The sequence below is a fragment of the Neobacillus cucumis genome, from assembly GCF_002860255.1.
GTDB lineage: Bacteria > Bacillota > Bacilli > Bacillales > Cytobacillaceae > Neobacillus > Neobacillus cucumis_A.
The window spans coordinates 68142-94910 of record NZ_PGVE01000017.1 but is presented as its reverse complement, the minus strand read 5'-3'; the positions used below and the strand labels follow the sequence as shown (position 1 = coordinate 94910).

At 40.3% G+C, this 26769-nt stretch carries 23 protein-coding genes; 3 read left to right on the top strand and 20 right to left on the bottom strand.

Annotation, left to right across the window (positions count from 1 at the left end):
• Positions 1–255 precede the first annotated feature (255 nt).
• Positions 256–1074: a prolipoprotein diacylglyceryl transferase gene (lgt, locus tag CVD27_RS03080; protein WP_257984259.1), complete on the top strand. Its 819-nt coding sequence runs from the start codon at positions 256–258 to the stop codon at positions 1072–1074.
• A 3-nt stretch (positions 1075–1077) separates the two neighbouring features.
• Entirely contained in the window at positions 1078–1488 is a 411-nt protein-coding gene (locus tag CVD27_RS03075; RefSeq protein ID WP_101646425.1) for a YidH family protein, read from the top strand.
• A gap of 395 nt (positions 1489–1883) precedes the next feature.
• On the opposite strand, the gene CVD27_RS28605 is transcribed toward CVD27_RS03075, so the two are convergent.
• Genes CVD27_RS28605 through CVD27_RS03065 form a run of 3 tightly spaced genes read right to left on the bottom strand, consistent with a single transcriptional unit; the run spans position 1884 to position 2943 of the window.
• Complete coding sequence (locus tag CVD27_RS28605; protein WP_257984245.1) at positions 1884–2156, bottom strand: hypothetical protein; 273 nt, start codon at positions 2154–2156, stop codon at positions 1884–1886.
• A 2-nt stretch (positions 2157–2158) separates the two neighbouring features.
• The gene (locus CVD27_RS03070; RefSeq protein WP_257984244.1) at positions 2159–2707 is read right to left on the bottom strand and encodes an FAD-dependent oxidoreductase; all 549 of its coding nucleotides are present in this window, start codon (positions 2705–2707) and stop codon (positions 2159–2161) included.
• A 29-nt stretch (positions 2708–2736) separates the two neighbouring features.
• Positions 2737–2943: a hypothetical protein gene (locus tag CVD27_RS03065; RefSeq protein ID WP_101646424.1), complete on the bottom strand. Its 207-nt coding sequence runs from the start codon at positions 2941–2943 to the stop codon at positions 2737–2739.
• Positions 2944–3064: 121 nt separating this feature from the next.
• Between CVD27_RS03065 and CVD27_RS03060 the strand changes: the two genes are divergently transcribed.
• On the top strand, positions 3065–3586 hold the full coding sequence (locus tag CVD27_RS03060; RefSeq protein WP_101646423.1) for a TetR/AcrR family transcriptional regulator: 522 nt from the start codon (positions 3065–3067) through the stop codon (positions 3584–3586).
• Between the two features lie 276 nt (positions 3587–3862).
• Here the strand turns inward: CVD27_RS03060 and CVD27_RS03055 are convergent, their stop codons facing one another.
• The 17 genes from CVD27_RS03055 to pdxS all read right to left on the bottom strand — a co-directional run bounded on the left by CVD27_RS03055 (position 3863) and on the right by pdxS (position 26348).
• Complete coding sequence (locus CVD27_RS03055; protein WP_101646422.1) at positions 3863–4132, bottom strand: hypothetical protein; 270 nt, start codon at positions 4130–4132, stop codon at positions 3863–3865.
• A gap of 297 nt (positions 4133–4429) precedes the next feature.
• On the bottom strand, positions 4430–8146 hold the full coding sequence (locus CVD27_RS03050; protein ID WP_101646421.1) for an OmpL47-type beta-barrel domain-containing protein: 3717 nt from the start codon (positions 8144–8146) through the stop codon (positions 4430–4432).
• Positions 8147–8254: 108 nt separating this feature from the next.
• Positions 8255–10246: an O-antigen ligase family protein gene (locus tag CVD27_RS03045; RefSeq protein ID WP_180960126.1), complete on the bottom strand. Its 1992-nt coding sequence runs from the start codon at positions 10244–10246 to the stop codon at positions 8255–8257.
• An 859-nt stretch (positions 10247–11105) separates the two neighbouring features.
• Positions 11106–11918 (bottom strand): tyrosine-type recombinase/integrase, encoded by an 813-nt coding sequence (locus tag CVD27_RS03040; RefSeq protein ID WP_257984243.1) that lies wholly within the window; start codon positions 11916–11918, stop codon positions 11106–11108.
• Between the two features lie 583 nt (positions 11919–12501).
• On the bottom strand, positions 12502–13995 hold the full coding sequence (locus CVD27_RS03035; RefSeq protein ID WP_101646418.1) for an amino acid permease: 1494 nt from the start codon (positions 13993–13995) through the stop codon (positions 12502–12504).
• Positions 13996–14134: 139 nt separating this feature from the next.
• Positions 14135–14413, bottom strand: coding sequence for a YokU family protein (locus tag CVD27_RS03030; RefSeq protein WP_101646643.1), 279 nt, complete (start codon positions 14411–14413; stop codon positions 14135–14137).
• A 2-nt stretch (positions 14414–14415) separates the two neighbouring features.
• On the bottom strand, positions 14416–15825 hold the full coding sequence (ablA, locus tag CVD27_RS03025; protein WP_101646417.1) for a lysine 2,3-aminomutase: 1410 nt from the start codon (positions 15823–15825) through the stop codon (positions 14416–14418).
• Positions 15826–16080: 255 nt separating this feature from the next.
• The gene (locus tag CVD27_RS03020) at positions 16081–16563 is read right to left on the bottom strand and encodes a GNAT family N-acetyltransferase (RefSeq protein WP_257984242.1); all 483 of its coding nucleotides are present in this window, start codon (positions 16561–16563) and stop codon (positions 16081–16083) included.
• Complete coding sequence (locus tag CVD27_RS03015; RefSeq protein WP_101646416.1) at positions 16551–18068, bottom strand: M81 family metallopeptidase; 1518 nt, start codon at positions 18066–18068, stop codon at positions 16551–16553. The genes CVD27_RS03020 and CVD27_RS03015 overlap by 13 nt, the downstream gene beginning before the upstream one ends.
• Positions 18069–18102: 34 nt before the next feature.
• Entirely contained in the window at positions 18103–19563 is a 1461-nt protein-coding gene (locus tag CVD27_RS03010; RefSeq protein WP_101646415.1) for an aldehyde dehydrogenase family protein, read from the bottom strand.
• 38 nt (positions 19564–19601) lie between these two features.
• Positions 19602–20897 carry an aspartate aminotransferase family protein gene (locus CVD27_RS03005; RefSeq protein WP_101646414.1) on the bottom strand — a complete coding sequence of 432 codons (1296 nt, stop codon included), beginning with the start codon at positions 20895–20897 and terminating at the stop codon, positions 19602–19604.
• A complete protein-coding gene (locus CVD27_RS03000) occupies positions 20881–22266 on the bottom strand; it encodes an aminotransferase family protein (protein ID WP_101646413.1) in 1386 nt (461 codons plus the stop codon). The genes CVD27_RS03005 and CVD27_RS03000 overlap by 17 nt, the downstream gene beginning before the upstream one ends.
• The gene (locus CVD27_RS02995) at positions 22254–23444 is read right to left on the bottom strand and encodes a thiolase family protein (protein WP_101646412.1); all 1191 of its coding nucleotides are present in this window, start codon (positions 23442–23444) and stop codon (positions 22254–22256) included. The genes CVD27_RS03000 and CVD27_RS02995 overlap by 13 nt, the downstream gene beginning before the upstream one ends.
• Positions 23444–24106 carry a 3-oxoacid CoA-transferase subunit B gene (locus tag CVD27_RS02990; RefSeq protein WP_101646411.1) on the bottom strand — a complete coding sequence of 221 codons (663 nt, stop codon included), beginning with the start codon at positions 24104–24106 and terminating at the stop codon, positions 23444–23446. Before CVD27_RS02990 ends, CVD27_RS02995 begins: the two co-directional genes overlap by 1 nt.
• A gap of 1 nt (position 24107) precedes the next feature.
• Entirely contained in the window at positions 24108–24764 is a 657-nt protein-coding gene (locus tag CVD27_RS02985) for a CoA transferase subunit A (protein ID WP_101646410.1), read from the bottom strand.
• A gap of 187 nt (positions 24765–24951) precedes the next feature.
• Complete coding sequence (locus CVD27_RS02980; RefSeq protein WP_101646409.1) at positions 24952–25281, bottom strand: DUF3870 domain-containing protein; 330 nt, start codon at positions 25279–25281, stop codon at positions 24952–24954.
• A 185-nt stretch (positions 25282–25466) separates the two neighbouring features.
• Complete coding sequence (gene pdxS / locus CVD27_RS02975) at positions 25467–26348, bottom strand: pyridoxal 5'-phosphate synthase lyase subunit PdxS (protein WP_101646408.1); 882 nt, start codon at positions 26346–26348, stop codon at positions 25467–25469.
• Positions 26349–26769: the final 421 nt, after the last annotated feature.

The window sequence follows — 26769 nt, the reverse complement described above, 5'->3', positions numbered from 1 at the left end:
CAAATTTTTTAATGTAAAGTTTTTGTAAATAAAATGAATGATAACACCAGCAATCAATCTCATTTTTAGAGGTTATAATACTTTTCCCATTGCCATATTCACGTTCCTTGCCTCCAGGCACACCCATATCCGTTACTTCGATCACATTTTTGTAAAGAAATATTAACTTTTCTTCATATTCTGTTAAAGCTTTTTATGGATGTTATAATAAAATTGAACAAAAATTTTAAAAAATTTAAGGAGGATTTTTTTATTGTGCAAACTAAATTTAGTCCTTTAAATCCCATTGCTTTTCATTTAGGACCAATAAACGTACATTGGTACGGATTAATCATAGGTTTAGGTGCATTAGTAGGGTTGTATTTAGCCACAAAAGAATGTAAAAAAAGAGGTTTATTGCCGGATCACCTTGTGGATTTAATCATGTTTGCATTACCAATAGCCATTATTTCTGCAAGAATATATTATGTACTATTTGAATGGGGGTATTATAAAAATCATATCTCTGAAATCCCGGCAATTTGGCATGGGGGTATAGCTATACATGGAGGCCTTCTTGGGGCTATTATAACTGCCATAATTTTTACTTATAAAAGAAAAATATCCTTTTGGAAGTTAGCTGATATAACAGCTCCGAGCATATTACTTGGTCAGGCAATAGGTAGATGGGGGAATTTCATGAATCAGGAAGCTCATGGAGGACCTGTTTCAAGAGCTTTTCTCGAACAATTGCACCTTCCAACTTTTATTATCAACCAGATGTATATAAATGGGGAATATTACCACCCTACTTTTTTATATGAATCCCTTTGGAGTTTTGTGGGTGTTATTCTCCTAATTTCTTTAAGAAAAGTTAATCTTCGCCGTGGCGAGATGTTTTTTACTTATCTTATCTGGTATTCCATTGGCAGGTTCTTTATCGAGGGTATGAGAACTGACAGTTTAATGCTTACAAGCCATTTAAGAATTGCTCAGGTGATTTCCATTGTAATTATTCTAACCAGTGTATTGTTAATTACGGTTCGCAGAATGAAAGGATTTGCAAAAGATCGATATTTAACTACTGAGGTATAAAGTATGAATGAAGCTCGTAAAAGATCTATCAATTCAGAAAATATACAGAAGCAATCTATTGATTCAAAATATATTCAGCAGCATTTAGCAAATGAAAGAACCTATCTTGCATGGATTAGAACAAGTATTACTATTATGGGAGTAGGTTTCTTAATCACAAATCTGCATTTTTCAACTCTTACGATCAAACTAAATATGGCAGATATCTTAGCCAGAGTGATTGGATTAGCTTCTATTGTCGTTGGAATCATTGCGTTAATCATTACTACTATTTCATATTTTAAAAAAGGTAACGAAATTAATAATCAAACATTTAGATTTTCAAAATTAATGGTCGTTTACCTATCCTTTTCTTTAATACTCATTTTTCTTGTATTTGGTCTTTATTATTTGTTTGTCTGGGGATTGATTTAAGGTCCTGCCAATAAACTAAAACAATTAAAAAAATAACAGAGCCAATGAAAAAGCATGACATGAAAAGTCATGCTTTTTTATTATAAAATTTTTAATAACCTTTGATTAAGGCCTTATTTAACAATAACCCGCTACTGCAAGGTTTTTTCTGTTTTAGTCTGTTATAGTTATTTATTTAAAATAGTTAATTTGCCGTCAACATGCCACCAATTAAACTTATTAGAACCAAGCGAAACATTGTTTTGAACACCGGACGCTGCTCCTATGCTCCTAAAGCTTCATCAATGTATGCATACACACTTCCAGGTGAAGTTGACTTTTACTAAAGTCAAAAAATCAATGTCTATTAGCTTTCACAAAAGATACTCATTAATCGTCTTATAAAGGCTTGTTATTTAAAGTAGTGATTTCAAAAACTGCCTGTTCAGCTGCCAGGAGTGCACCTTCAAGATGCCCCCATATTGTGAATTAGTTTCTGTAACAGCAAAAATAATCTTCTTTTCCCAAACCCCTGATTTTGGTGGTTGACCATAGCTCGGAAAATCTCTAAGCGGTTCTAAATCTTCCTCAACAGCTATTTCGGAATCTCTGGACCAATCCTTGTATAGGATAGCCCTTACGTTTTGGGCGGAGGTTCCAAAGAGCCTAACCAATTGTTCAATGACCAAATTTAAAACATTATCCTCCCCCAGTTCTTTACGCATTTTCGCTGACATTCCGAAGAAACCAAATATTGCACCAGAGCCTGTATCAGGAGAAGCATCATGGATTTCTTGCAAAGGTCCAACCCAGCTCGTTGCGAAGCCAGAGAGCCCTGATTCCCTCCAAAAAGGACAATCAAGATTGCAACAGCCTTAGCCTGTCCTGCCATCCACGTAGGTTTGTTTACCAGATCAGTCATAAGGTCTGTAGGGAGAGAAGGAGAGAATTCAATATGACGTGCCACAATTCGAGGCGGCAATGCTAGGATAACAGCACTTGCAGAAATTTTTTCTCTTTTTCCATTAGCAAGGTCTGCTTCAACCGTGATAGCACCAGCTTCATCAAGTTTAATTGCTGTAACTCGTGTTTCAAGCTTGACTATCCCAGAGGGAATAGTCTCTGCTACAGCATCAATAAGAGACTGTACACCACCAATGAAATGAATTGACCTTGCATCTGAATTTTCAGGCAGTACATAACGCTCAGGTGCTTCGTTTTGGGTTCGTTCTAAAAGCATTGCCCCTTTGGTGTACTGAACAAAAGTTCCTAAAGAAGGAATGCTGTTTTTAATATATCCCCCTTAACAGGTAATGGCTTTCCATCAAATGTCAAATCTTCAAATGGTTCCTTATCATAACTCATATAAGAAATATCCCATGGACCCATTCCTAATTCTTCATAGTGTTTAACTGATGCATCTACATCCCTGACAATAATACCAATTTGCAATAATTGTTTAAAAACTGGCTTCATATCAATATCTCCACCTCTCCTGGCACACTTGTAACTGTTTTCAAATTTATGATAAAGTAAAAGAAAGTAGAGTTCAATGCCTCGGAAACAAGTGGCACAATATTCTGAAAGTGGGCTTTTTATGTATAAAAAACAAACAAATCCATCTGCCATATATAGTCAGCAACTAATAAAAAATGCCCTTTTAGCATTAATGCAAAAAGGAGCATTTAAGGATATCTCTGTATCAACTTTATGCAATACCGCTAAGGTGGGAAGACGAACGTTTTATAATAATTTCGAAACCAAAGAAGATGTTTTATCATTAATTATGGATGGTTATTCAGAAGAATTTCATGAACTAATTTCCCATGCTGCGGTTTCTGGTTTAGAACTATTTTTTCAATTTTGGTATGCTAGAAAAGATTTTCTTTATCTTCTTAAGAAAAATCAGTTGCTTAGCTTAGTTGAGGATAATCTGTTAAATGAAATGGCACAAAATCTATACAAGAGATATCCAAAGACAATTGAAAATGAATATTTTATCAATATTGCTTCTAAATCTCTTTGTTCCATTTTATTTACATGGCTAGATCGAGATTTTAAGGATTCTATTGATGAGATAGATTCCATTGCGCATAAGTATAATTATGATGTAGGTTAAGCTTTTTCAATTAAGGGTCAATATGCACGGAACCTTACTAAGCTTGGAGACACAAAAATATAGGGAACATGACTCTGTTCCCTTAAAAATGTTCTTAGCTGGTTCCGATGGACTCCCTTTCCATCATAAAAAACAACATCAATCACCTTCTCCATATGAACCGGCCTGTACCGGCTGAACGTCTCGCTTCTTCAGACTTGTCTCTTCTCATAATAAAAGGCTACGGAAGCAGTAGCCATATTCCTAAAAACCCCGTATTAAATAAATAATATATAATTAACTAAACTTTATTGCTGGCAACATAATCTCATCAACAATATTTTCAATATAACTTTTGTTTACTTTTTGACCTAAAAATAAAACTTGATGCGAAACAAATACAGGCACTAAATCAGATAGCATCTTCCCCTTTTTCTTCAATTGATCAGTATTTAGAAAAGGTTGTAACGTAGCCTCAATAGCTCGTTGCAAGTTTGAAATAGTCTCCTTATATAAGTCTTGGTTTCCTATCTGCGCATGAGGAAGGGTAGCAAAAAGAATAGTCATGAAATACTCATGTCGCTTTGTCCCATTTAGAAAGCTGTGGGAAAGGCAATGGCATTCACACCTTACCCTACACTAACTTTTGGGTTGTCTGAGACTGATCCCAAAAGCTAATCTTAAACGACCGGTTTTTACAAGAAGTATAAACCTCAGCCATTAATTCTATAAAACCAACCTAATTCGTTTTGAGTTTATTTGACTCAATTTACAAAAAAACCCACAACCTCAAGGACTGTGGGGTGACAAAACTTTATACTTTTTTATCATTCCGAAGAATCTGGTGATTTTCGTAACAATAAATTATTTGTTAGATTGATCATGGGGAACTGATACAGTAACACTCTTAGTTGACACATTACCCGCTTTATCTGTAGCAGTATAAACAATTGTATATATACGTCCATTACCGTTCCCTAATCTATCGGCACGAAGTTCAAAGGAGTCAGTTGAACCAGTAGTAGGCGTATTATAATTTGCATTCTGAATATCATCAGATTGAAGTGGTTCATTGCTAGTAATGGATGTTAACACTACTGAATCGATTCCTGATGTGTCATCGTAAGCATTAATTGTACCCGTAACTGAAACCATCTTTTGATTAGCTGGTAACAAAGTGTTCTTGTCTAAGCTAATAGTAAAGGTAGGTGCTGTCTTGTCTAGTTTAATTGTTTGTGTATTAGATTGTTCAGTATTTCCAGCGTTGTCTGTACTTCGATAATCAATGGTGTAAGTTCCATCTGTAGATAGAGTAAATGCCCCATTAAAAACAGTCCATGCTCCCCCATTGATACGATATTCTGTTTTAGCTATACCAGAACCGCCTGAATCTGTTGCACTTAAATTAACTTGAACATCCGTTGTATACCAGCCATTTTTACCATTAGGTGTACCTGTATTTGTGCTTAGTGCTGTAACAGGTTCAGTTTTATCAATTTTTACGGACAAGCTTTTCATTTCTTCTGTATTGCCGGCATTGTCAATACTTCTGTAGTCCACTGTGTTTTGGCCTTCTTGATTAATCGTTATGGGACCAGTATATACTTGCCAGTCTACATTGTTTACACGATACTCAGTACGGGCCAATCCTGACAAGTCATCAGTGGCCGTTAAAGTAATGGTGGCATCTGAATGGGTCCAGTTTTGATTAACAGAGTTAGTCGTTGTTACTGGACTTGTTTTATCAATGGCTGCCTGTTTTATGATCGTGAAGGATCCAACATTCCAATCCATTGTACTATTGCCAGCATTGTCTGTGGCATAAACACCGAAGATATAGGTACCTTGCAAGTCAGAAGATTTAACGGTATACTTTCCAACCCATAGATTCTGGTCTTTATCATATTCTAACGGAACTGACATAGGATTAGAACCTTCATCATATGCAGTAGTGCTACCTATCATAGATGGTACTACATATGCACTACCTACACCTGAGCCTGAATCACTAAGCTTTACCTTAAAATCCAAAGTATCTCCAACTGATACTTTATTCAAGTTTGCGGTTATATCACTAACGATTGGAACATCATTATCAGGATGATCATTAAAGATTAATAATCGTTGTGCTATCTGTACCCACATTTCGTTACCGGCATTGTCATTTGCTATCATTATAATATTATGTGGTCCAGCCGTTGAATAACTTGGGACGATGTAATCAGCTGTCCAAACACCTTTTGTTTTGTCAAAACTTAATGGTACCGAAACAAAAGTTCTGTAATCATCTGTATAAATCTCTAAATGGGCCGATTTCACACCAGATTGGTCATCCTTCAGCATGGTTTCAAAATGAACAGTATCTCCGACATTCGCTGTGCTGGAGGATTCTGTAAAAGAATCTAGATAAGGCGCATCAAGATCACCATCTGGATTGTTCACCTTGAATACATTGCTATAAGAAACAATATTATAGAAGCTGTCAGAAGCGCCCAAGTTAAATTCCCACGTGCCACTTGGGTCATTGGCCTGGACGGTGTACGATCCAACCCATTTGTTTAGTGCTGCGTCAAACGTGAGTGGAATTTGTGCAAAATGGCTTCCTGAATGGATAGTAGCTACCACATAGCGAACACCAGATTCGGTATCTGTAATGGTTGCTGCAACATTCAACTTATCTCCTACATTTAAAATGGATGGAGTCATTTCGACGTTTTCAATAACTGGTGCAGTTATATCTATATTTGGATTACTAACCTTGATGTATTTTCCCGTATTGACAAGATTCGAGTTTTGATTATTATCTTCGACATCCACTTTTAATTCTAATTGGCCTGGATTCACATTGGACGGGATTGTACAGTTTGCTATCCAAAACCCAGAGGAAGCATCATACGTAAACGTCATCGGAAATAGATCGCTGTTGCTGTTGTTAAAAAATCCCGATACCGATTTAACCCCTGTTTGTGAATCTGACACTTTGGCTTTGATGGTAATTTGGTCGCCTGCCGTTACATCTACGGAACTGATTTGCAAGTCATCTAAAGACGGTGCGGTATAATCCCCGGTTTTGTTATGGACCAGGAAGAATACTGAATTCCCGCCCCAAGAAGCATTGCCCTTTAAATCTGTAGCATGGATCGATTCCAGAGCTAATGTGGTTCCATCCGTGATATTTGTCGGAATCGTGGCAGTACCCACCCATTTCCCTGTATTGTTATCCTTTTTAAAGACAATTGTTCCAACATTATTGAGCGTGCCCTCTACCCAGCCAACACCGGATTGGGAATCGTCGACTGTTGCGGTAAAAGTAATTTGATCGCCCGCATTAACTTCTGTTTTATCTGCCACAACATTGCTAATAACAGGAGGAATGTAATCTCCAGTCTGATTAACGACAGTAAATGATGAAACAATGGAATAGTCAGATGTATAATTGTATGCTTTATCGTTCGCATCTACATATACATCCCATTGTCCCGGTTTTGTTGTCTCTGTCGCTTCAAATGTACCCACCCATTTCATGATTGCTGCATCATATCTCATTTGAATATTATAGGAATCTCCTCCCTGTTGGTTGCTGAGAGAAGCGTTAACAGTATCCACTCCAGATTTATCGTCCGTTACATCACTTGTGATCGTTACTTTTTCACCAACATGAATGGAAGATGCTGATAGTTTTGTACTGTTAATGATCGGAGCTGTATAGTCAGCATTTGGATTATCAACAGTAAATGATGCATCGGCAGTTGCAGCAACCGTTACATCGGTGTAATTTCCTGCATTATCGGTTATCGAAACAACGCTAAGTGTCCATTTTCCAGTCATATCATTCTGTCCCACGTTAAATGTTCCAACCCAGTCACCCGATGATGGATCATATCTAAGCCAAACTGACTTCCCATTGAATGTTCCACTAGTATTATTAAAATTCGCAGTCATCATAGAGATTCCTGATGGATCATCATGCGCTTTAATCCTTACGGTTACCTGATCATTAACAGTAACAACCGTTTGCGGCGTGACAGATACACTATCGATAAGAGGCGGTATAAATGGAGTTACTCCCGTACACTGATTGCCATACACATCACTAGTTACTCCCGGATCCTCATTGCCATACACATCTCCGGTTACTCCCGTACACTGATTGCCATAGACATCACCGGTTACTCCCGAACCCTCATTGCCGTACACATCTCCGGTTACTCCCGTACACTGATTGCCATAGACATCTCCGGTTACTCCCGGACCCTCATTGCCGTACACATCTCCGGTTACTCCCGGACCCTCATTGCCATAGACATCACCGGTTACTCCTGAACCGTTATAGCCATACACATCTCCGGTTATTCCTGACCCTATAGAACCATAAACGTCACCGGTTACTCCCGGACCTTCATTGCCATACACGTTACTGGTCACACCTGAGTCATATCCATATACATTTCCTGAAACCGAGCCACCACAATTTGTATTGGTGTCAGCGAGACCGTTAGCGGCAAATGTATTAATGGCTGTTGAGAATAAAAATAGTATTACTGCAGCCAAGCCGCTCAGAAAAGATAGTTTTTTCCTCATATCAGATCTCTGCTATTTTTAGAGATCTTTACACCCCCTGTCTATAATATTAATAAATTTTTCACAATAATATGATATAGTTTTAAAATCCTATCTGTCTAGTAATTTTTACATTTTTTGTAGTAGATTCCTCAGGTTTTCGATAATTTTTTCCAGACTTTTACTATAGGCTATTTCATTCTTTATGCCTAATTTCTCATTAGCCAGAATACGTAAAGCATGAAGATTATCTCCCATCTCATCTTTTGGTACCTGAGTTACTTTTACTACTCGTGAATAATCTTTTTTTATAATATAAGCAATCCCCGTATAATATTGTGTAGACGGAGTAATATAAAAATTTCTGTTATAATAAAATTTTTTTCCTGCCTCTGAATGATCAATTTTGCCATACCACAACTCCTCTTGTTGAAAATCAGTAATAGCTGAATTAATCAAGTTATTTGATTTTTCTACATTATGGTCAATTCTATAATCAATAGCCATATTAACTTTTAAGATAATGCTGTCCTGATATAAGGAAGAATTGAAATGATCAACACGTAAAGCTTGATTGAAGTACTTAAGAGCTTGATCGTTATTACCAAGCAGTTCGGATAGATGAGCAATTTGATAGAGAGCCATTGAATTATGAGGTTCCGTATTCCCTATGTTTTCTACCAATTGTTCAGCCTTTTTCCGATATTCAACACCATAAGTTCGTCTAAATTGTCCGAGGTAAATATTTGCTAAATCCAGCATATAGTTAATGTTGCTTGGATCCCTTCCAATTGCCTTTTGAATCAGTAACTCTTTCATACTATTATCTTTTGAGAAATTTGCTTGCGCATAATATTGATGTGCGGTTAAAAATCGGTAGGATTGAATCAGCCCAATGATCAAAATACAGGCATAAGCAATAAGAATAGCCCTATATTTCCCTGGTTTATCTACTACTATAATGGTTTTTTTATTTGCTAGTTTTTTCAATTGTTTAGTTTCTGCTTGTTTATCCTTCGGCAAATCCGAAAATACGATAGCAAATAACCAAAAAATAAGGAACCATACAGTTCCGAAGGAAAAGTCAAAATCAACAAAACTATGCAAAAATATAGTTAGTAGCGCAAGAATGACAGATATCTTTAATGAAGAGCTCTTTTCTTTTATATAGGAATGAATAAGTAAAAAGAAGAACCGACCAAATACAGTTAAAAATAGTAAAAAACCTAACCAGCCGGTATCTATAATCCATTCCAAATAACCATTGTGTATTTTATTAGTAATATAGGGAAAAGTCTGAAACTCATGGTATATTACTCCCCATCCTCCTCCACCAAAACCAATAATAGGAGAAGACTTACTCATCGTTAAAGCATCCTTAAAAAAGGTTAGACGGTTCTCTGCAGTCGGTGTACTTAAGTTGATACTTCCAAGTCTGTCCTGTAATTGAACCGGCAGTTGGTGGTACACTATGCCATGGTACCTTAGGTCGAGAAATCCAAGAATGAAAATGACCACAATTGCAGCCGGTAAAGCAAGACGAGTCCATTTATTCATCACGAAAGGAAAGGTGCGATTGATTAATATCCGATTTATAAAGAAGATCATTACATTTGATATGAGCATCATAACGATCAATAAAATGAATCCAGGGTAATGAACTTTGATAGATTGCTCTTTTATCATTGACTGGTACACAATAAGAGCAGCAAGAATACTAATGAAAGAATAGAATATATACTTCAGCTGCTTTTTTACTGGCAGCAATAGTAATCCTGCAAGCCAAATCAGCGGGAAAAACATCATTACTCCCCGTGAAGACGACTGAATCATACAAACAAAATAGATCAATGATAAAGATGTTTGTAAAAATAGTTTCTTTACAGGGATTTTTTCTTCTGTTAAGTTAACCAAACAATAGAAAAAAAACAGCGCCATGGCCATACCAAATGTATTAGCATATTGAAAGACGCCTCCGAAGCGGCCACTTTCAATGGCATGAGGATAATTTACCCAGCCGTAATAGTCAAATATCATGGATAAAGCAATACTTGCTCCTGAGAATTGAAATAGATGAGGGAGCATTTCTTTGATTTTCGGTTTTGATGCAGTCCAAATCAATAAAATAAAAAAACTGGAGTAAAAAAGCCACTTTAGTACTGAATCCCATGCTCCTTTCGGACTTTCTGAGAAAGGAAGTGACACTATATAACATAATGGCAATAGTAAAATGATCAAGTACTTTTTAATTAAATGAATCTCATTTCTTGTCAAAAGCCTAATGAGAAATACAAGAAAAATAATAAACAAAATAAGACCGAGTGAGTAGTAACCAGCGCTATAATAAAGGCCTTCCTGAAAAGGTGAGATTAGAAAAATCAGGGATAGACACATAAAGACAAACCACTTCATTAATTTTACTTGCCTCCTGAAATGAATCCTGTTGTTTATTTGGTAAATGAATATTTTAAAAGCGAAAAATAAATCGTACATTCACCATTCTAAAGTTTAACAAATAAGATTTAGATTTAAAATAGAATGTCTGATGAAGAATATTTTGCCACTTGGTTCATCCTCCCAAACCACCATCAGAACCGCCGCCTTAAGCACCCCATGTTTCAAGTTAATATGTCTATGTAATCCTTGACTAGCCAAAATATATCAACTTCTCTACTAAATTCATACCAATCTACTTTTTTGTTTTTGAACCATTTGAATTACTGAATCAAATACACAGAAAAGAAAATTAATACTAAATAAATATACCCCCCCCATTAAAATGCTACTAAAAAATTAAGAGGATTTTTGAAACAAAAATGTGACCATCCCCCCTCACAAAGACCTATTTACATGAAAATAATACGTTATTGGAACGAAATAAATATCGAAATTCACAATTGGAAAATATATTTTTTACATTTATTTTCCTACTGACATTTTCCTGGAAATGGTTATGTCTCTTCAGCAATTGATAAACTACCTAAAAATCAATTGGAGGAGCTTTTATAATGAAAAAATTCGTTAAAATGCCAAATCTATATCGCAGTGTATGCGGACTCACTCGTTTATTATTAATCTTCGCTATTTGGCCGTAGACTCTTAGATTATCACGGACCGTGGCCTCGCCAATCTTTTCTCCCTCATAAGTTAAGAATACATACACGTTGCCAAATTCCTCTGTCTCTTGTAAAAACTTGCTTAAAAGTTTCGCAGTTCTAGCGGATATTGGAACCACACGTCCAACTCGAGTCTTAGTATCAGCTTCCCCCAAGCGTATAGACATCGTCTTAAAGTCTATATTCTGTCGCTTCATATCCACCAATCCGAATACACGGACCATTGTATCTAGAAGCACAAACGTCATGACTTTTGTTCTAAATCCAACATAAGTCTCATCATCAAAGGCCACAATGAGACGTCTGTATTCCTCTACTGTAAACACCTCAACTTCGTCAACAGGCGCCTTAATCGGTTTAAAGCGCTTATGAGTAGGCTCGCTTAACCACATCTTATCCTCGTAACAATATCGTAAGAATGCACGAATAGTTCTGACTCTAATATTAACGGTACCCGGAGTATAGTCCATTTCCTCAAGCATATACGTTATCCAACCCATAAAGAGTTCCGTTGTCATTTCATCCGCAGATAATTCCTTGCCGATATACGATTTAAAATAACCGAAATTATTATAATGCTCCTGAATCTTCCATTTCGCTAATCCTTCGCCCTTCTTTATGAGCATGAACTCCTCGAACATCTCCGTAATTGTGAGTGTATCTTTAACCGATGCCACCGTTTACGTCGATTTAATCCTTTCCGCATAATAAAAAATCCCCTTCCGCAATTTTTAGTAGCTAGCGTAAGAGGACGAACAGTTTTCGGCAACTATCAAAACTACAGTTTTATCCGCTAGTCTTTTACAGTCTTGCGCTTAGACTAGGCTGAAACTGTGTAAGTTAACGTATCAATCACCGGCAACAATCACTGGATCAATCATTGTCAAACCCTTGCCGGAGTAGAACATTGGCGGGACTGCGTGGGAATCGAACCCACCTGACCTGGCACGCAGGTCTCAAGCAGTTTTGAAGACTGTGGAGGACACAAGTACCCCATTCAACTGCATGTTTTTTTCAGTAATCAATGGGTCTATGCAGTCTCTTGATTTTTTTGACTGTTTTCCCTCAACCTCTCGAGTGTCCATTTTAGATTAAATAAATATTACAGTTTAAAATCCAATCAGCAATAAAACGGGACCCATAAGCAGCAAACAAACTTGCATGTCAGGCAAGTTTGTTTGCTTTTCGAACATTCTAGTTTTCAGCTGTTATCTCCAAGAAAAATGACCGGAGACACCAAATAACGAATTTCTATTTAGACTACTTCTCTTCAAAGGAACATTCCTTTAGTGGAACGACCTTCGTTTTATGAACCATCTTATACCCGATCCATACTGCCAAAAAGATTGGTAACCCAATATAAGAAACAGCTACTCCATACCAATCAATCCTACCATTTAAAAAAGCTTGATAATTTTGGCCTAAAATCACAATTATACACATTGTAAAAGCGAGAATCGGACCAAGGGGGAACCATTTCGCTTTAAATTGTAGTTCATTCAAGTCCCTGCCCTGGGCTGTAAACGCCTTCCTAAAACGGTAGTGGCTGACCGCAATTCCAAGCCAGGCAATAAATCCAGTTAAGCCTGAAGCATTTAATAACCATGTATATACTTGGTCTCCAAAAATGGATGTTAAAAAGGCAAAGCCTCCAATAATGGTCGTTAAGACAAGAGCATTCATTGGAATTCCGCGAGGATTTAGTTTTTGTAAAAATTTTGGCGCCTGACCGTCTTTTGCCATCGACCATAGCATACGAGTCGAGGCATATAAACCGGAATTCCCCGCAGATAAAACCGATGTTAAAATGACCGCATTCATTACTGATGCCGCAAATGCAATGCCCACTTGCTTAAAGACAAGGGTAAAAGGGCTGACCGCAATGGCCTCAACGTCCCCGCCTAATAGATTGGGACTTGTATAAGGAATAATAAGGCCAATAACAGCAATGGCAACGATATAGAATAGGAGAATACGCCAAAATACTTGTCGAATTGCCTTTGGTACGTTTTTCTGAGGATCTTCACTTTCTCCTGCAGCAATCCCGACGAGTTCAGTTCCTTGAAAGGAAAACCCGGCAATGAAAAAGATCCCTAAAATCGACATAACGCCCCCGTGAATCGGAGCATCACCTAAGGTAAAGTTTTTAAATCCGATAAATTGTCCGCCCAGAATACCGAAAATCGTCAATAGACCTACTCCAATAAAAACAATAATTGTCACTACTTTTATCAAGGAGAACCAATACTCGGATTCTCCGTAACTTTTGACCGACAATGCATTCAATAAAAAGATGACTCCTAAAAACAGTACACTCCAAACGATGCTGGGTATATCCGGAAACCAAAACTTCATGATAATAGCAGATGCAACGATTTCAACGGCAAGGGTCACTGCCCAGTTGAACCAATAATTCCAACCGAGCGCAAAACCAAACGCCGGGTCGACAAAACGGCTGGCATAGGTTGCAAAGGAACCCGAAACAGGCATTAAGGTAGCCATTTCTCCTAGACTAGTCATTAAAAAGTAGACCATAATGCCAATCGCTCCATAAGCTATTAGCGCCCCGCCAGGTCCAGCGGTTTGGATCGACGCCCCTGTCGCTAAAAACAACCCCGTTCCGATAGAACCGCCAATGGCAATCATCGTCATGTGACGTGCCTTTAAGTTTCTTTTTATGTGCTGTTTCTCCTCTTTGACATTCTGATATTTCTGATTATTATGTTCATGATTATGGCTTTTGGTTGCTTCCATGTCCTATCTCCCTTCACTTTCGAACGATAAATCTTGCTTTTTTTACAGGACCATTTATCCCAACTGAATTAGGATAGCGATAAATGGTCCATAAGATTCAATTCCTCTTCCTATTAAAAAACGGGAGACAGCCCACTATTTATTTTGAAAAATCAAAGTAGTTTCGCTTCAATAAGCGTGGAACAGCCATGAGTGTGTCATACGTCATACTTTTTTCGAGCATAGAGGTATCAATTAAATAGAGTTGATCCTCAATTTCTTTCACAGTACGATCAGTTTGATAGTTCATTCCGCATTCCAAGCATTGAATGGTTGGTGTGTTGTGAATTTCGATCACTTTCGTTCCATCTGGAAGCTCCCAATACACGGTGTTACTAGTTTTGCTTGTTAAGTCAGATTCGCACCATTGACAAACCAACATTATTCCTCCTCTGCTCCCACCGTTACATACTTAGTTATTTGCGCCTGGAACTTCCTCTCTTTTAACTCATCCCGCTTTTCACGTTTATCCTTTAAAGAACTATGTTCAGGATTTTCCTTATACGTTTTCCGGCGGTCCAGACGCTTTAATCCTTCAGGTGTTAGGTTAAATTTCGTATCGTCAATAATGGACAGAACCCCATTACTTTCAAACTTTTCAAATACTTCTGGATAAACCGTTTTGTAATAATCTTCCGCACTTCCTGGCAGATAGTTTTGCGGTTCAGGATAAGAGGTGATGACACCTTCAAAGTTTCGTAAAACCACCTTATTTGCACTTTGAGAAATAATATAATTCGGCTGTAATGGAATTTTACCTCCTCCACCCGGTGCATCTACAATAAACGTTGGAACGGCATAACCGGATGTATGACCACGAAGCCCTTCCATAATTTCCAAGCCTTTGCTGATCGGTGCACGGAAATGGCCGATGCCTTCTGATAAATCGCATTGGTAGATATAATACGGACGAACGCGGATTTTCACAAGATCATGCATTAGTTGTTTCATGATTGGTACACTGTCGTTAATACCTGCTAAAATAACCGCCTGGTTACCAAGAGGTACCCCCGCATTTGCCAGCATTTCACACGCACGTTTCGATTCTTCGGTAATTTCAATCGACGTATTAAAATGTGTATTCAACCAAACTGGATGGTACTTTTTCAAGATATTGCAAAGATTTTCTGTAATGCGCTGCGGGAACACGACTGGTGCTCTTGTACCGATACGAATAATTTCCACATGGGGAATCTCTCGTAAATTCTTTAAAATATATTCTAAAATATTGTCATTAATCAGGAGTCCGTCTCCTCCGGAAATTAACACATCGCGAATTTGCGGGTTGGATGCGATGTAATGGATCGCTGTGTCTAATTGTTTCTTTGGAACGCCCATTCCGATTTGTCCGGAGAAACGTCTTCTTGTACAGTAACGGCAGTACATCGAGCATTGGTTGGTTACTAGGAACAACACGCGATCCGGATAGCGATGGGTTAACCCAGGTACCGGAGAATCTTCATCCTCGTGAAGAGGATCTTCTAAATCATATCTTGTTTTATGAAGTTCCTCGGAAATCGGAACAGACTGCATACGGACCGGACATCTTGGATCGTCCTGGTCCATAAGAGAGGCATAATACGGTGTGATGTTTAACGGGATGGTTTTCGTTGAGATTTTTACCCCTTCTTCTTCCTCTGGTGTTAAGTTAACTACTTTCTTTAAGTCTTCTAAATTTTTGATGGTATTCGTCAGCTGCCACACCCAATCGTTCCACTGTTCATCTGTTACTTCCTTCCATAGCTCGATCTCTTTCCAATGTCTTTTCGGTGTGAATAAAGTGTTTCTCATCATAACCCCTCCTGAAATTAATCGATTATATTGACAATTTGAATGAATTCCCCTTTGAACTTTACTTTATAGAGGTTCTATTAAACATGGCTGTTGATTTCCGCTCCAGGCCCGAGCGGTTCGCGGGCGGTACGGAGAGCCTCCTCGTCGCTTCGCTTCTGCGGGGTCTCCCCTGTCCCGTACTCCCGCAGGAGTTTTCGGGCCTTACGCTCCAATCAACAGGGTTAAATAATAAACATTTATCTTTAATACAGCCTATAAAGAAATGAGGTACTCCATGTAATAGCGATTTTCCCCTTCGCCAAATTCATCGAACCTCGTCTCTTTTATGGCAAATCCTGCTTTTTCATATAACTTCACGGCTGCCTCGTTTTTAACGTTGACCGTCAGGCAAACCTTCCGAAATCCATCTTGCTTCAAAATCGGATAAATCTCCTGTAAAAATAATTTTCCGATTCCTTTCCCCTGCTGGTCGGAGCGGACATAAAATCCAAAAATATAAGCTTTGTGAATATCCTTGTAATCTCTCATAAGTTCGCAAACTGCAATCGGCCTTGGGTCATCTGATTGCCAATATTGAATCAGCTTTCCATAGCGTGTCAGCGGAACAAGCGTTTGTTCATCTACCGCGCCTAAGCCCGGAAAGGCATCTTTTTCAAGCTCCATCATCATATTTAGCTGTTCCGGATTCAATGAAGATGGTACTTCAACAAAATAGGATCTGTTTAGTGTCTCCACGTTTCTTTCCTCCTTTGTTCGACTTCATAATGGATTTCATCAAGCGGCCAAATTGGCCTTGGAATATGATGATACTTAAAAGTGGTTAAACGATTGGAAGCAACCCCAGGTGCATCCACATAAATAATCGAACCCACTATCGGCTCAAAAGCTGCGCGAAAATGATTTTTCGCTTTTAACCCAAGTATTCGCTTTTCCTGCGGCTCAATGCCAATATGACGAAACATTTCTGGATCATTTGCTGACATCGGCCTTCCAATGAGGAGGATATCCAAATGGCCAACGCGAATATGAGCGGCTCCCTTTAAATCTACTTTTAGATGCTGGTTGAAGGGACCGGAATTATAAAATATGCCGTCTGATAAGGCAACAACCGTAGCTTCAACCAGAACAGGTTCGCCGAATTCGGGCGATATTTTCCCCCCAAGAGACAAGGACACCTTGTTTCCCACCCCTGCTTTACGGCAAGCTTCAATAGATTCAGAATCATAGAGTCCTCCGAACAGCGTATCGGGCGTATTCCTTTGAGCCATTTCCCGAAGCAGCTCAGTTGTATCCCCGCTGCCGCCGCTTAAAGGATTATCTGAGATATCAACCAGTACTATTGGATTGTCATCTTGGAACGCCAATGCCCGATTCAGACCTTCTTTCACATCTGGCAAATCCATGATAAACTCTTCTCTTACACTCAAAAACAAGGAAGCTAGCATTTTCGCTGTCTTCTCCCCTTTTTGCGGATGGAGTGAAACAACCAGTACACTTGCGCCAGCCATGGGGATATCGGAATAAGGAAAACCGCCAAATATGGATACATTATAAATCTCATCATCTTCTTCGGCCTGTTTCGCCCACTCTATCATTTTGTGCATCGGCCCCTCTGCCGTTCTCATATTAATAGATGGAGGCATCATCGGTAATTTTTCAAAGGCAGCATAATAAGAAATATCTTCCTTTAATTGCTTTAATAAGGCGATAGCCGCCTGAACCCCTTGTTCATACATGTCAATATGCGGATAGGTTTTAAATCCAAAATGAAGCGGTGTGTAATCAATCATTTTTGCACTTAAATTGGCATGCATGTCCAGAGTTGTGGCAATGGGGACATTGGGTCCGATTGCTTGACGGATTTTACTCAACAGATGCTCTTCCGGATCAAAGAGGTTCTCCACAACCATTGCTCCATGAAGTGCCAGCAATACCCCGTCCAGCCTTCCCGCCTGCTCAATGGATTCCAGCATTTGTTTTTCGATGATCGAGTAGGCATTGCTAGAAACCACACCTGAGGGAACCGCGGCCGCACAAAGAAGCGGTATGATTTCAACATCCTCTTGCTGTTTCAAAACATCTAGAAACCCGCCCACTTCCGTTTTCGTTCCAGTATAGGCATCGTAAATTTCATCGCCGATAAAGTAGCCTTCATTCCAAAAATGTTCAATTTCGGTTTTCATGGGGCTGAAACTGTGGGATTCATGGTAAAAGAAGGCTATACCAATACGATGTCTCATATTCTTCCCCCTTTGTAAATGAAATGGTTGTTAATCAATAGTTGGTATAGATTGACTTCCACTCGGTCATGACATCGAAGGCATGATAAGAAACTTCGCGGTGACCGTTTCCAGACATTTTCATCCCACCAAACGCAACACCCATTTCAGCATTGGACGTTCCGTTATTAATATAGACAAGTCCGCTTACCGATTCCCTTGCTGCACGGTTCGCATAATGCAGGCTCTCCGTATAAATAGAAGTTGATAACCCATAAACTGTCCCGTTATTGACCGCCATCGCTTCCTCATAAGAGTCCACTTCAATAATGGCGAGTACAGGACCAAAAATTTCTTCCTGTGCAATGGTATCGTTCGGTTTTACATTCTCAATGATGGTCGGGTGATAATAGTAACCGCCCAATTCTTTAACACGTTGACCACCCGACACAATTTTTCCGCCTTCTTTAATCGCTGTGCTTACATATTTCTCCACTGTATGAAGCTGATCTTCATTTACTAGCGGGCCCACTTGAATTCCCTCTTCAAGTCCATTCCCTATTTTCATAGATTTTGTTAATTCAACCACTTTTTGAACGAGCCGTTCCTTCACTGCCCGCTCGACAATGACACGGCTTGCCGCCGTACAGCGCTGACCGGTTGTCGTAAACGCTGATTTTACAATTCCGTCTGCCGCCTTATCAAGATCCGCATCCTTTAGGACAATCACGGCATTTTTTCCGCCCAATTCTAATGAAATTCGTTTTAACGTTTTACTGCTCATTTCAGCCAGCTGTTGTCCTACTTCTGTTGAACCTGTAAACGAAATGACTTTCACATCTGGATGATCGGCAAGTCTTCGCCCCACTTTACTTCCGGAACCAGTAATTAAGTTCACTACCCCTGATGGCAATCTCGTTTCTTCTAAGATTTCCACGAAAATCTTTGCTGATAATGCCACCTCTGAAGCTGGCTTCCATACGACGGTGTTGCCGGCAATCAAAGCAGAAAAGATCTTATAGGAAGCAAGTGCCACCGGGAAATTCCAAGATGTGATACACGCTGCCACACCGAGAGGTTCACGAACCATTCTTACGTTCCGGTCGGTGAATCCCGCAGGCACCGTTTCCCCAAAGAGGCGCCGACCCTCGCCTGCCATATATTGAGCAGTCGCGATAACCACTCCCACTTCGCCCAAAGATTCCGTTAGAACCTTACCCATCTCCATCGTCATGACACGGGCCAATTCTTCTTTCCGTGCTTCAAAAAGTTGACAGGCTTTATTTAAATACGACGCCCGTTCCGGAATAGGGGTATTCTTCCATTTTGAATACGCTTCGTCTGCCGCAAATACCGCTTCATCCACTTGCTCCGTTGTGGCAGCTGCATATACACCGACAAATTCCCCAGTTGCCGGATTTAAACTTTCAAAATAGGACTGTCCAGGGACCTGTACCCATTTTCCATTTATATAAAGATCCCCCTGAAGAATATCTGTTTTGATTTGACTGAACATAACCTTTGCCTCCTTTTTATGGTCTTTTATAAACAAAATCAGTTTCCTAAAAGGGTTTCTGTCATCACCTTTTCTAAAATTGTTAAACCTTTATGGAGCACGTCCTCCTGTATATTAAGAGGCAGCATTAGTCGGATCGTTTGCCCACTCACTCCACAGTTCATAATAAGTAAGCCATGTTCCAATGCTTTTGATTTAATTTTCGGTACATACAATGATGCGGATTCTGAATCGAATTCAATCCCGATCATCATACCGACTCCTCTTACATCGATAATGCCCGGTAAATGCCCGACCGTGTCTTGCAGGCGGCTGACAATCTCCGCACCGATTTTTGCACTGCGCTCCACCAACTTCTCTTCCTCAATCACCTCAATATTCGCCAAAGCCGCCGCACATGAAACGGGGTTTCCTCCAAATGTCGAACCATGACCTGCCGTCGGCCATTTTTCATGAAGCTCACGGCTCGCTACAATCGCCCCAAGAGGCATACCGCCAGAAAGGGCTTTTGCCAATACTAAAATATCAGGGGTCACATGGGCATGCTCCGCGGCAAACATTTTACCCGTACGGCCGAATCCTGTTTGAACCTCATCAAAGATCAGTAAAATTCCGTGTTCCTCTGTCATCTTTCTTAACGCCTGTAAAAAGCTTGGCGGTGCCGGATAATAGCCGCCTTCACCCATGACAGGTTCAATCACGATTGCCGCCACACGTGAAGGATCGACTCGTAAATCGAACAATTTTTGAAGTTGATTCAAGCAATATTCTTCCGCTTCTTCTGTTTTAATGTTTTTCAGCTGGCTTGGATAAGGATATGGGGCATGGTACACTTCTCCTAAAATTGGCTCATAATAACGACGGTATTTAGAGCTTGATGCGGTAATCGCTGTTGCCCCTAATGTACGGCCGTGAAATGAGCCTTCAAAAGCAATGATCGCCGGTCTGCCTGTGGCTGCTTTGGCCAGTTTTAGCGCACCGTCAATCGCTTCAGCTCCTGAATTTGAGAAAAAGACCGTGTCCAGATTTCCTGGTGTGATTTGAGCAAGCTTTTCCGCCAAATTTGCTGCCGTTTCATAGTAACCATAGTTCAATCCAAGATGAATCAGGGCTTCCGCCTGCTTTTTAATGGCATCAACCATCTTTTGGTTTGTATGCCCAACTGCATTGACTGCCACTCCTGAAACGAAATCGATATATTCCTTTCCATCTGTCGTCCAAAATTTGGCGCCATGTGCTTTTTCAATGACTAACTCGGTTACCCTTGTCATGACCGGTGAAAGATGCTTTTTTGCCTTTTCTTGAATTTCTTCTGTTTTATTTCGTAATTTCATATCGCTCGCCCTTTCTTTCCAGACTCTTAAATATGGTCAATGATTCGTCTAATATTCTCACAATCTCATCTATTTCTTTTTTGATGGCATTTAAGGGAGGGCTGATGATAAGGTGTTCCCCCTTTGTGCCGTCAATCGAGCCGGCACCGGGATAAAAAACGGCACCGAGTTCCATCGCAATTCCATTCAATCGGTCGGCCGCTTTTTCAGCTGGATCAAACAACAGATCAAGCTCCCGATCTCTTACAAGCTCGATCCCAATTAAAAGTCCTCTGCCCCGAACATCAGCTATATAAGTATGTTTTTGCTTTAACTCTAAAAGACGGTTGAAAAGGTAGTCACCTTGTTTAATGACGTTATCTAGTACCCTTTCCCGCTTGTATACGTCCAATGCGGCAAGTCCGGCAGCAACGGCTACTGGGTGCCCGCTATAGGTGTAACCGTGAATAAATTTCCCATCGCTGTTTTGGATAAGCCCTTCGATTAGCCGATCATGAACTATCATTCCCGCCAGTGGGGCATATCCTGCTGATACCCCTTTTCCAAAAGTGATAATATCGGGCGTAATTCTAATCTGTTCTGTCGCGAAATTGGTTCCAGTACGGCCGAATCCAGTCATCACTTCATCAATTATGAGGACAATTTCGTAACGATCACACAGCTCCCGGACTTTCTCAAAATATCCTGGCGGCGGCGGGACTGCACCTTGCTGGCTTCCGACAATTGGTTCCGCTATAAATGCCGACACGTTCTCAGGTCCAAGTTCCAAAATGGTTCTTTCAATATCCGTTACACATGTCCAGTTTTGGTTGGAAAGACAATCATCATGCTGGCGATCGTATGGACATCGGTGACAGTATGGTGAATAGACATGGGCATAGTTTAATAGATTCGGAGTGTATGCATGCCTTCTTTTCACGTCCCCTCCTGCTGATAAGGAACCAATCGTGTTCCCGTGATACGATTGCCATCGCCCAATTACAATATGTTTTTGAGATCTGCCGGCGTCCCGATGATATTGTCTTGCCAGCTTCATAGCACTTTCATTTGCTTCGGAACCTCCGGTTGTAAAATAAACTTTATTTAATTGGTCGGGAGCCATTTTTCCGATTGTTTCAGCCAATTGATGCAATGCTTTCGTCTCAAAACGCATCGTATGGACGAAAGCGGCTTTTTTTGCTTGATCTGCCATTGCCTCCCCAATAAATGGAATTCCATGGCCCAAGTTGGCTGCAACCGCTCCTGAACAAGCATCCAAATATTTTTTGCCGTTTTCATCTATTAGATAAGACCCTACACCGTGAGTAATGATCGGGTACTCCTTTTTTAAATCTCGATGAAACACGTAATCATTTTCTATTCGCTCCATCTCTCCACCACCATTGCCATTCCTAATCCTCCGGCTACACAAAGTGTCGCCAGGCCAAATTGCCGTTTTTGTTTTTCAAGCTCGTGACATAGAGTAGTGACAATTCTAGCACCGGAGCAGCCAAGCGGGTGGCCTAAGGCAATCGCCCCTCCATTTACATTTACGTTGTCACCTTTGATGCCCCATTCTCTTAGACACGCAAGACTTTGCGCTGCGAATGCTTCATTTAATTCAATCAAATCGATATCTTCCAAGCGAAGGCCTGCTTTTTTCAAGGCGATTTCGGATGCAGGGACAGGGCCGATTCCCATTTCTTTTGGCGATACGCCCGCTGAAGCAAAGGAACGAATCCTTGCGAGTGGCATCACTCCAAACTGTCTCGCCTTTTCCTCCGACATCAACAATAGGATTGAGGCTCCATCATTTCTCCCAGAAGAGTTTCCGGCAGTTACCGTACCATCCTTTTGAAAAACGGGATGTAGTGTTCCTAACTTTTCAAGGTCCGTCAATCTTGGGTATTCATCTATGGCAAAGTGTCTGATCCCTTTTTTCCCTTCCTTTACCGGGACAGGAACAATTTCTTCTTCAAAACGACCCATTTCAATCGCCCGTTTGGCTTTCTGCTGGCTTAAATAAGCAAATTTATCCTGTTCACGACGGCTAATGGTATATTTTTCAGCGAGCCATTCTGCTGTCTGCCCCATTGTAAAGCGGCCGTATATCCCCTCTGGCTGTGATTTTGGCTGACTCTCCGTATTCGAATCATACAGAGTCATCTCTCCTATATTTGGGCCAAATCGTGTACCAATCGTATAGTGAGGAGCCTGCGACATACTTTCAACCCCTCCGGCTAAAACCACGTCCGCTTGACCGGTTAAAATCGACATTGCCCCATTTACGACTGCCTGCATACCGGAGCCGCATTGACGATGCACGGTATAAGCAGGAATCGATTCAGGAAAATGGGCAAGTAAGGCAGCCACCCTGGCAATATTAGGTGCATGGGCACTCTGCTTTGTTTGGCCTACGATTACTTCATCGACCATGTTCGCGCCGTACCCGGCAGCTGATAGATTATTTTTCATGATGAGGGCTACCAGCTCTTCCGGAGGTATCTTCGCCAGTGATCCGCCGAAGCTCCCAATAGCCGTGCGAAAGGCATTTACGATTACAATCACTACACCATCACCTCATTACCTCTAGTAAAAGTCTCGGAAATTTGGAACGGTGCGTCCGTTTTCTGTTGAACTTCCTCTAGGGAAACTCCGGGAGCCAGCTCAATTAGATGAAGTCCATCTTCCTTAACGGAGAACACAGCCAGTTCCGTAATAATTAAATCGACCTTTCGTTCTGAAGTGAGCGGATAAGTTAATTTAGGGACGATTTTTGAATCTCCCTCCGTATTCGTATGCATCGTTGTGACAATCACCTTTTTGGAGCCTTCTAATAAATCCATTGCCCCGCCTACTCCGAGGACACTTTTTCCTGGAACGGCCCAATTGGCGATCCGCCCAATGGCATCTATTTGGAGAACACCAAGAATAGAAACACTTACATGTCCTCCGCGAATCATAGCGAACGAGGAAGCGCTATCAAAAAAGGAGGAACCTTCCAACACGGTGACAGGCCGTTTCCCTGCATTGACAAGATTTTGGTCAGTTTGCCCCGGATCTGGTGAAGGGCCTACTCCGAGAATGCCGTTTTCCGAATGTAAAAAGACATCTATATCTGAAGGGATAAAATCAGCCACCAGTGTTGGAATCCCAATCCCTAAATTGACGATGTCGCCATTCTTTAATTCCTTTGCTGCTCTTGCAGCAATGTATTGTTTCGCATTCAAGCTAGTTCCCCTCCTTTACCACGATATAATCTACGTATAAATGCGGGGTCACAATTTCTTCAGGGGAAAGCTGGCCTGTCTCCACTAACTCATCCACCTCTGCAATCACAACATCCGCTGCTGTTGCCATCATCGGATTAAAGTTCCTGGCCGATTTGTTGTAAATGAGATTTCCTAATCGGTCCGCGCTTTTTGCTTTAATAAAAGCAAAATCCGCTTTCATGGGCTCCTGGAAAACATATTTTTTACCGTTAAGCGTACGCTCTTCTTTGTTTTCCGCGATTTTTGTCCCCACGCTGACAGGTGTATAAAACCCTCCAATGCCAGCCCCCCCGGCTCGAATCGCTTCAGACATTGTCCCCTGGGGGAGAAGCTCCACTTCCAATTCTTTATCCTGATAAGCTTTAACAACTTCCGGGTTGGATGTAAAATAGGAACCTATGGCTTTTTTCACTTTTTTTTGCCGGACTAATACTCCAAGACCTTTTCCGGGTTCTCCCAGGTTATTACTAATAATCTCTAAGTCTTTGACTTCGGTTTTAGCTAATGCCGCTATTAATTCTAGCGGACTTCCCACAAGGCCAAATCCCCCTACCATAATCCGTGAGCCGCTTTTAACTTTTTTTACTGCTTCTTTGCAGGTAATCAGCTTGCTCATGTTTTCCCCTGCCCTTCCATGACGAGTGTGTGTGCTAACAGTTTGGAAATATAAAAAACCGAGCAAAACATAAATCCTTTATAAAGAATGTCATGTGAATGACAATTCCCTACAAAGTGTTCATGTCTGCCCGGTTTTAATAAGACCATGGAAAGAGGTCATCTTCCCACTTTATTATAACCAAACGTTATGTATTCTTTTGCTTCACGTTATCCCAGTATCGTTGAACTGCAGCCTGAAGGGCCACAATGATCGCTTGCTGGGATGGAGCAAAATAAAAGCTTTGAATTCTTTGAATCAGAGGCTCCACACCATCTTGAAGGCGGTAGCCTATCAGCAGTTTTTGAAAATGATTTTTCGTTAATTCTGTAACGAAAGTAAATTCGGCGTTGATAATTTTATGTTCTTTCGGATCCACTTCGAGTACAATTCCAGCATGCTTATACATTTCATACATGGAAGTTCCCTGTGGAGCTTTTGCATATCCTGTAACAATCACTGTTTCCAGTGTTTGCATGCCTCCAAACCTCCTTTTAAAACTAACTGATCATTTTCTAATCATGAGTATACGGGTCTGCCAAAACAATGTCAATGATAAAATTCATAATTTTCAAAAAGGTTAAAGCGCTTTCAAATAGACGTAATTATTTTTTTAATATAAGATTTATTAGCTAACCCACCTTGAAATACTAAAAAAACTCCTTACCAACCACGTTCCTGCATACGTGCTTCCGGTGCTAATGATGAAATTTCGATTCCCTTCATTGGGGTTCCAAGGTCCTTGGAAAGCTCAGCAATCAATTGATAATCATGATAATGAGTGGTTGCTTCCACAATGGCTCGTGCAAATTTGGCAGGGTTTTCCGATTTGAAAATTCCTGATCCTACAAATACACCATCTGCTCCAAGTTGCATCATAAGTGCGGCATCTGCAGGTGTCGCGACTCCGCCCGCTGCAAAATTTACAACTGGAAGACGGCCTAAACGTTTAATTTCAAGCAGTAATTCAAAAGGTGCACCTAATAGCTTTGCTTCAGTCATCAGCTCATCTTCGTGCATTCCTACAACTTTTCGGACCTGAGCATTCACCTTACGAATATGTCGAACAGCTTCTACGATATTACCCGTCCCAGGCTCTCCTTTTGTACGAAGCATGGATGCGCCTTCACCAATCCGGCGGGCAGCTTCCCCTAGATCTCTACAGCCGCATACAAATGGAACCGTATAATCACTTTTTAATAAATGGAATTCTTCATCAGCAGGTGTTAATACTTCACTTTCATCGATATAGTCAACGCCCAAAGCTTCAAGTACACGAGCTTCTACAATATGGCCGATTCTAGCTTTCGCCATAACCGGAATGGAAACCGCATTCAGTACTTCTTCTACGATTCTCGGATCCGCCATTCTTGCCACTCCTCCAGCTGCACGAATATCAGAAGGAACCCGCTCCAATGCCATTACAGCTACCGCCCCTGCTTCTTCTGCGATTTTTGCTTGCTCTGCATTCACAACGTCCATAATGACGCCGCCCTTTTGCATTTCAGCCATGCCTCTTTTTACACGGTCTGTACCTGTTTTCATTTGAATCCTCCTAAATAATGTATTTAATTCTATAATGTTATAAAAATAGCGATAGAATTTTCACAGTTATCGCTATTTTTCACTTTTATTAATGCAATTTCTGTGCCAATAGTGAAAACGCCGATTCTTAAGTTTTTCAGGACACCAATATGCCAAATTTCTTGGCACTCGCCCGATTTTTTTGCACTTTAACTGCAAAGAAGAACTTCCTTATAAATTAGATACAGATTAACCCTTACATTGAACTTGTAGTTTCTATCGCCAAAAACTGTTTTATCTACCAATAACTAGTAAGATATTTAATTTCTTAAATATTATCTATAGTTTTTACGGTTTAATGTTTTGGGCATCAAGCTAGAATAAAAGAATAATAGAGAGAGGAGGTAATTTATTATTTGTAAGCGCTTAACTTTATAGAATT

What these genes read in the sequence shown, in the direction of transcription:
- CVD27_RS02985 (WP_101646410.1), bottom strand. Translation starts at nt 24,764, where the DNA reads ATGAGCAAGCTGATTACCTGCAAAGAAGCAGTAAAAAAAGTTAAAAGC.
- CVD27_RS03035 (WP_101646418.1), bottom strand. Translation starts at nt 13,995, where the DNA reads ATGGAAGCAACCAAAAGCCATAATCATGAACATAATAATCAGAAATAT.
- CVD27_RS02980 (WP_101646409.1), bottom strand. Translation starts at nt 25,281, where the DNA reads ATGCAAACACTGGAAACAGTGATTGTTACAGGATATGCAAAAGCTCCA.
- pdxS (WP_101646408.1), bottom strand. Translation starts at nt 26,348, where the DNA reads ATGAAAACAGGTACAGACCGTGTAAAAAGAGGCATGGCTGAAATGCAA.
- CVD27_RS03065 (WP_101646424.1), bottom strand. Translation starts at nt 2,943, where the DNA reads ATGAAGCCAGTTTTTAAACAATTATTGCAAATTGGTATTATTGTCAGG.
- CVD27_RS03050 (WP_101646421.1), bottom strand. Translation starts at nt 8,146, where the DNA reads ATGAGGAAAAAACTATCTTTTCTGAGCGGCTTGGCTGCAGTAATACTA.
- CVD27_RS03015 (WP_101646416.1), bottom strand. Translation starts at nt 18,068, where the DNA reads ATGAGACATCGTATTGGTATAGCCTTCTTTTACCATGAATCCCACAGT.
- CVD27_RS03000 (WP_101646413.1), bottom strand. Translation starts at nt 22,266, where the DNA reads ATGGAGCGAATAGAAAATGATTACGTGTTTCATCGAGATTTAAAAAAG.
- ablA (WP_101646417.1), bottom strand. Translation starts at nt 15,825, where the DNA reads ATGAGAAACACTTTATTCACACCGAAAAGACATTGGAAAGAGATCGAG.
- CVD27_RS03060 (WP_101646423.1), top strand. Translation starts at nt 3,065, where the DNA reads ATGTATAAAAAACAAACAAATCCATCTGCCATATATAGTCAGCAACTA.
- CVD27_RS03075 (WP_101646425.1), top strand. Translation starts at nt 1,078, where the DNA reads ATGAATGAAGCTCGTAAAAGATCTATCAATTCAGAAAATATACAGAAG.
- CVD27_RS03010 (WP_101646415.1), bottom strand. Translation starts at nt 19,563, where the DNA reads ATGTTCAGTCAAATCAAAACAGATATTCTTCAGGGGGATCTTTATATA.
- CVD27_RS03070 (WP_257984244.1), bottom strand. Translation starts at nt 2,707, where the DNA reads ATGCTTTTAGAACGAACCCAAAACGAAGCACCTGAGCGTTATGTACTG.
- CVD27_RS03005 (WP_101646414.1), bottom strand. Translation starts at nt 20,897, where the DNA reads ATGAAATTACGAAATAAAACAGAAGAAATTCAAGAAAAGGCAAAAAAG.
- CVD27_RS03055 (WP_101646422.1), bottom strand. Translation starts at nt 4,132, where the DNA reads ATGACTATTCTTTTTGCTACCCTTCCTCATGCGCAGATAGGAAACCAA.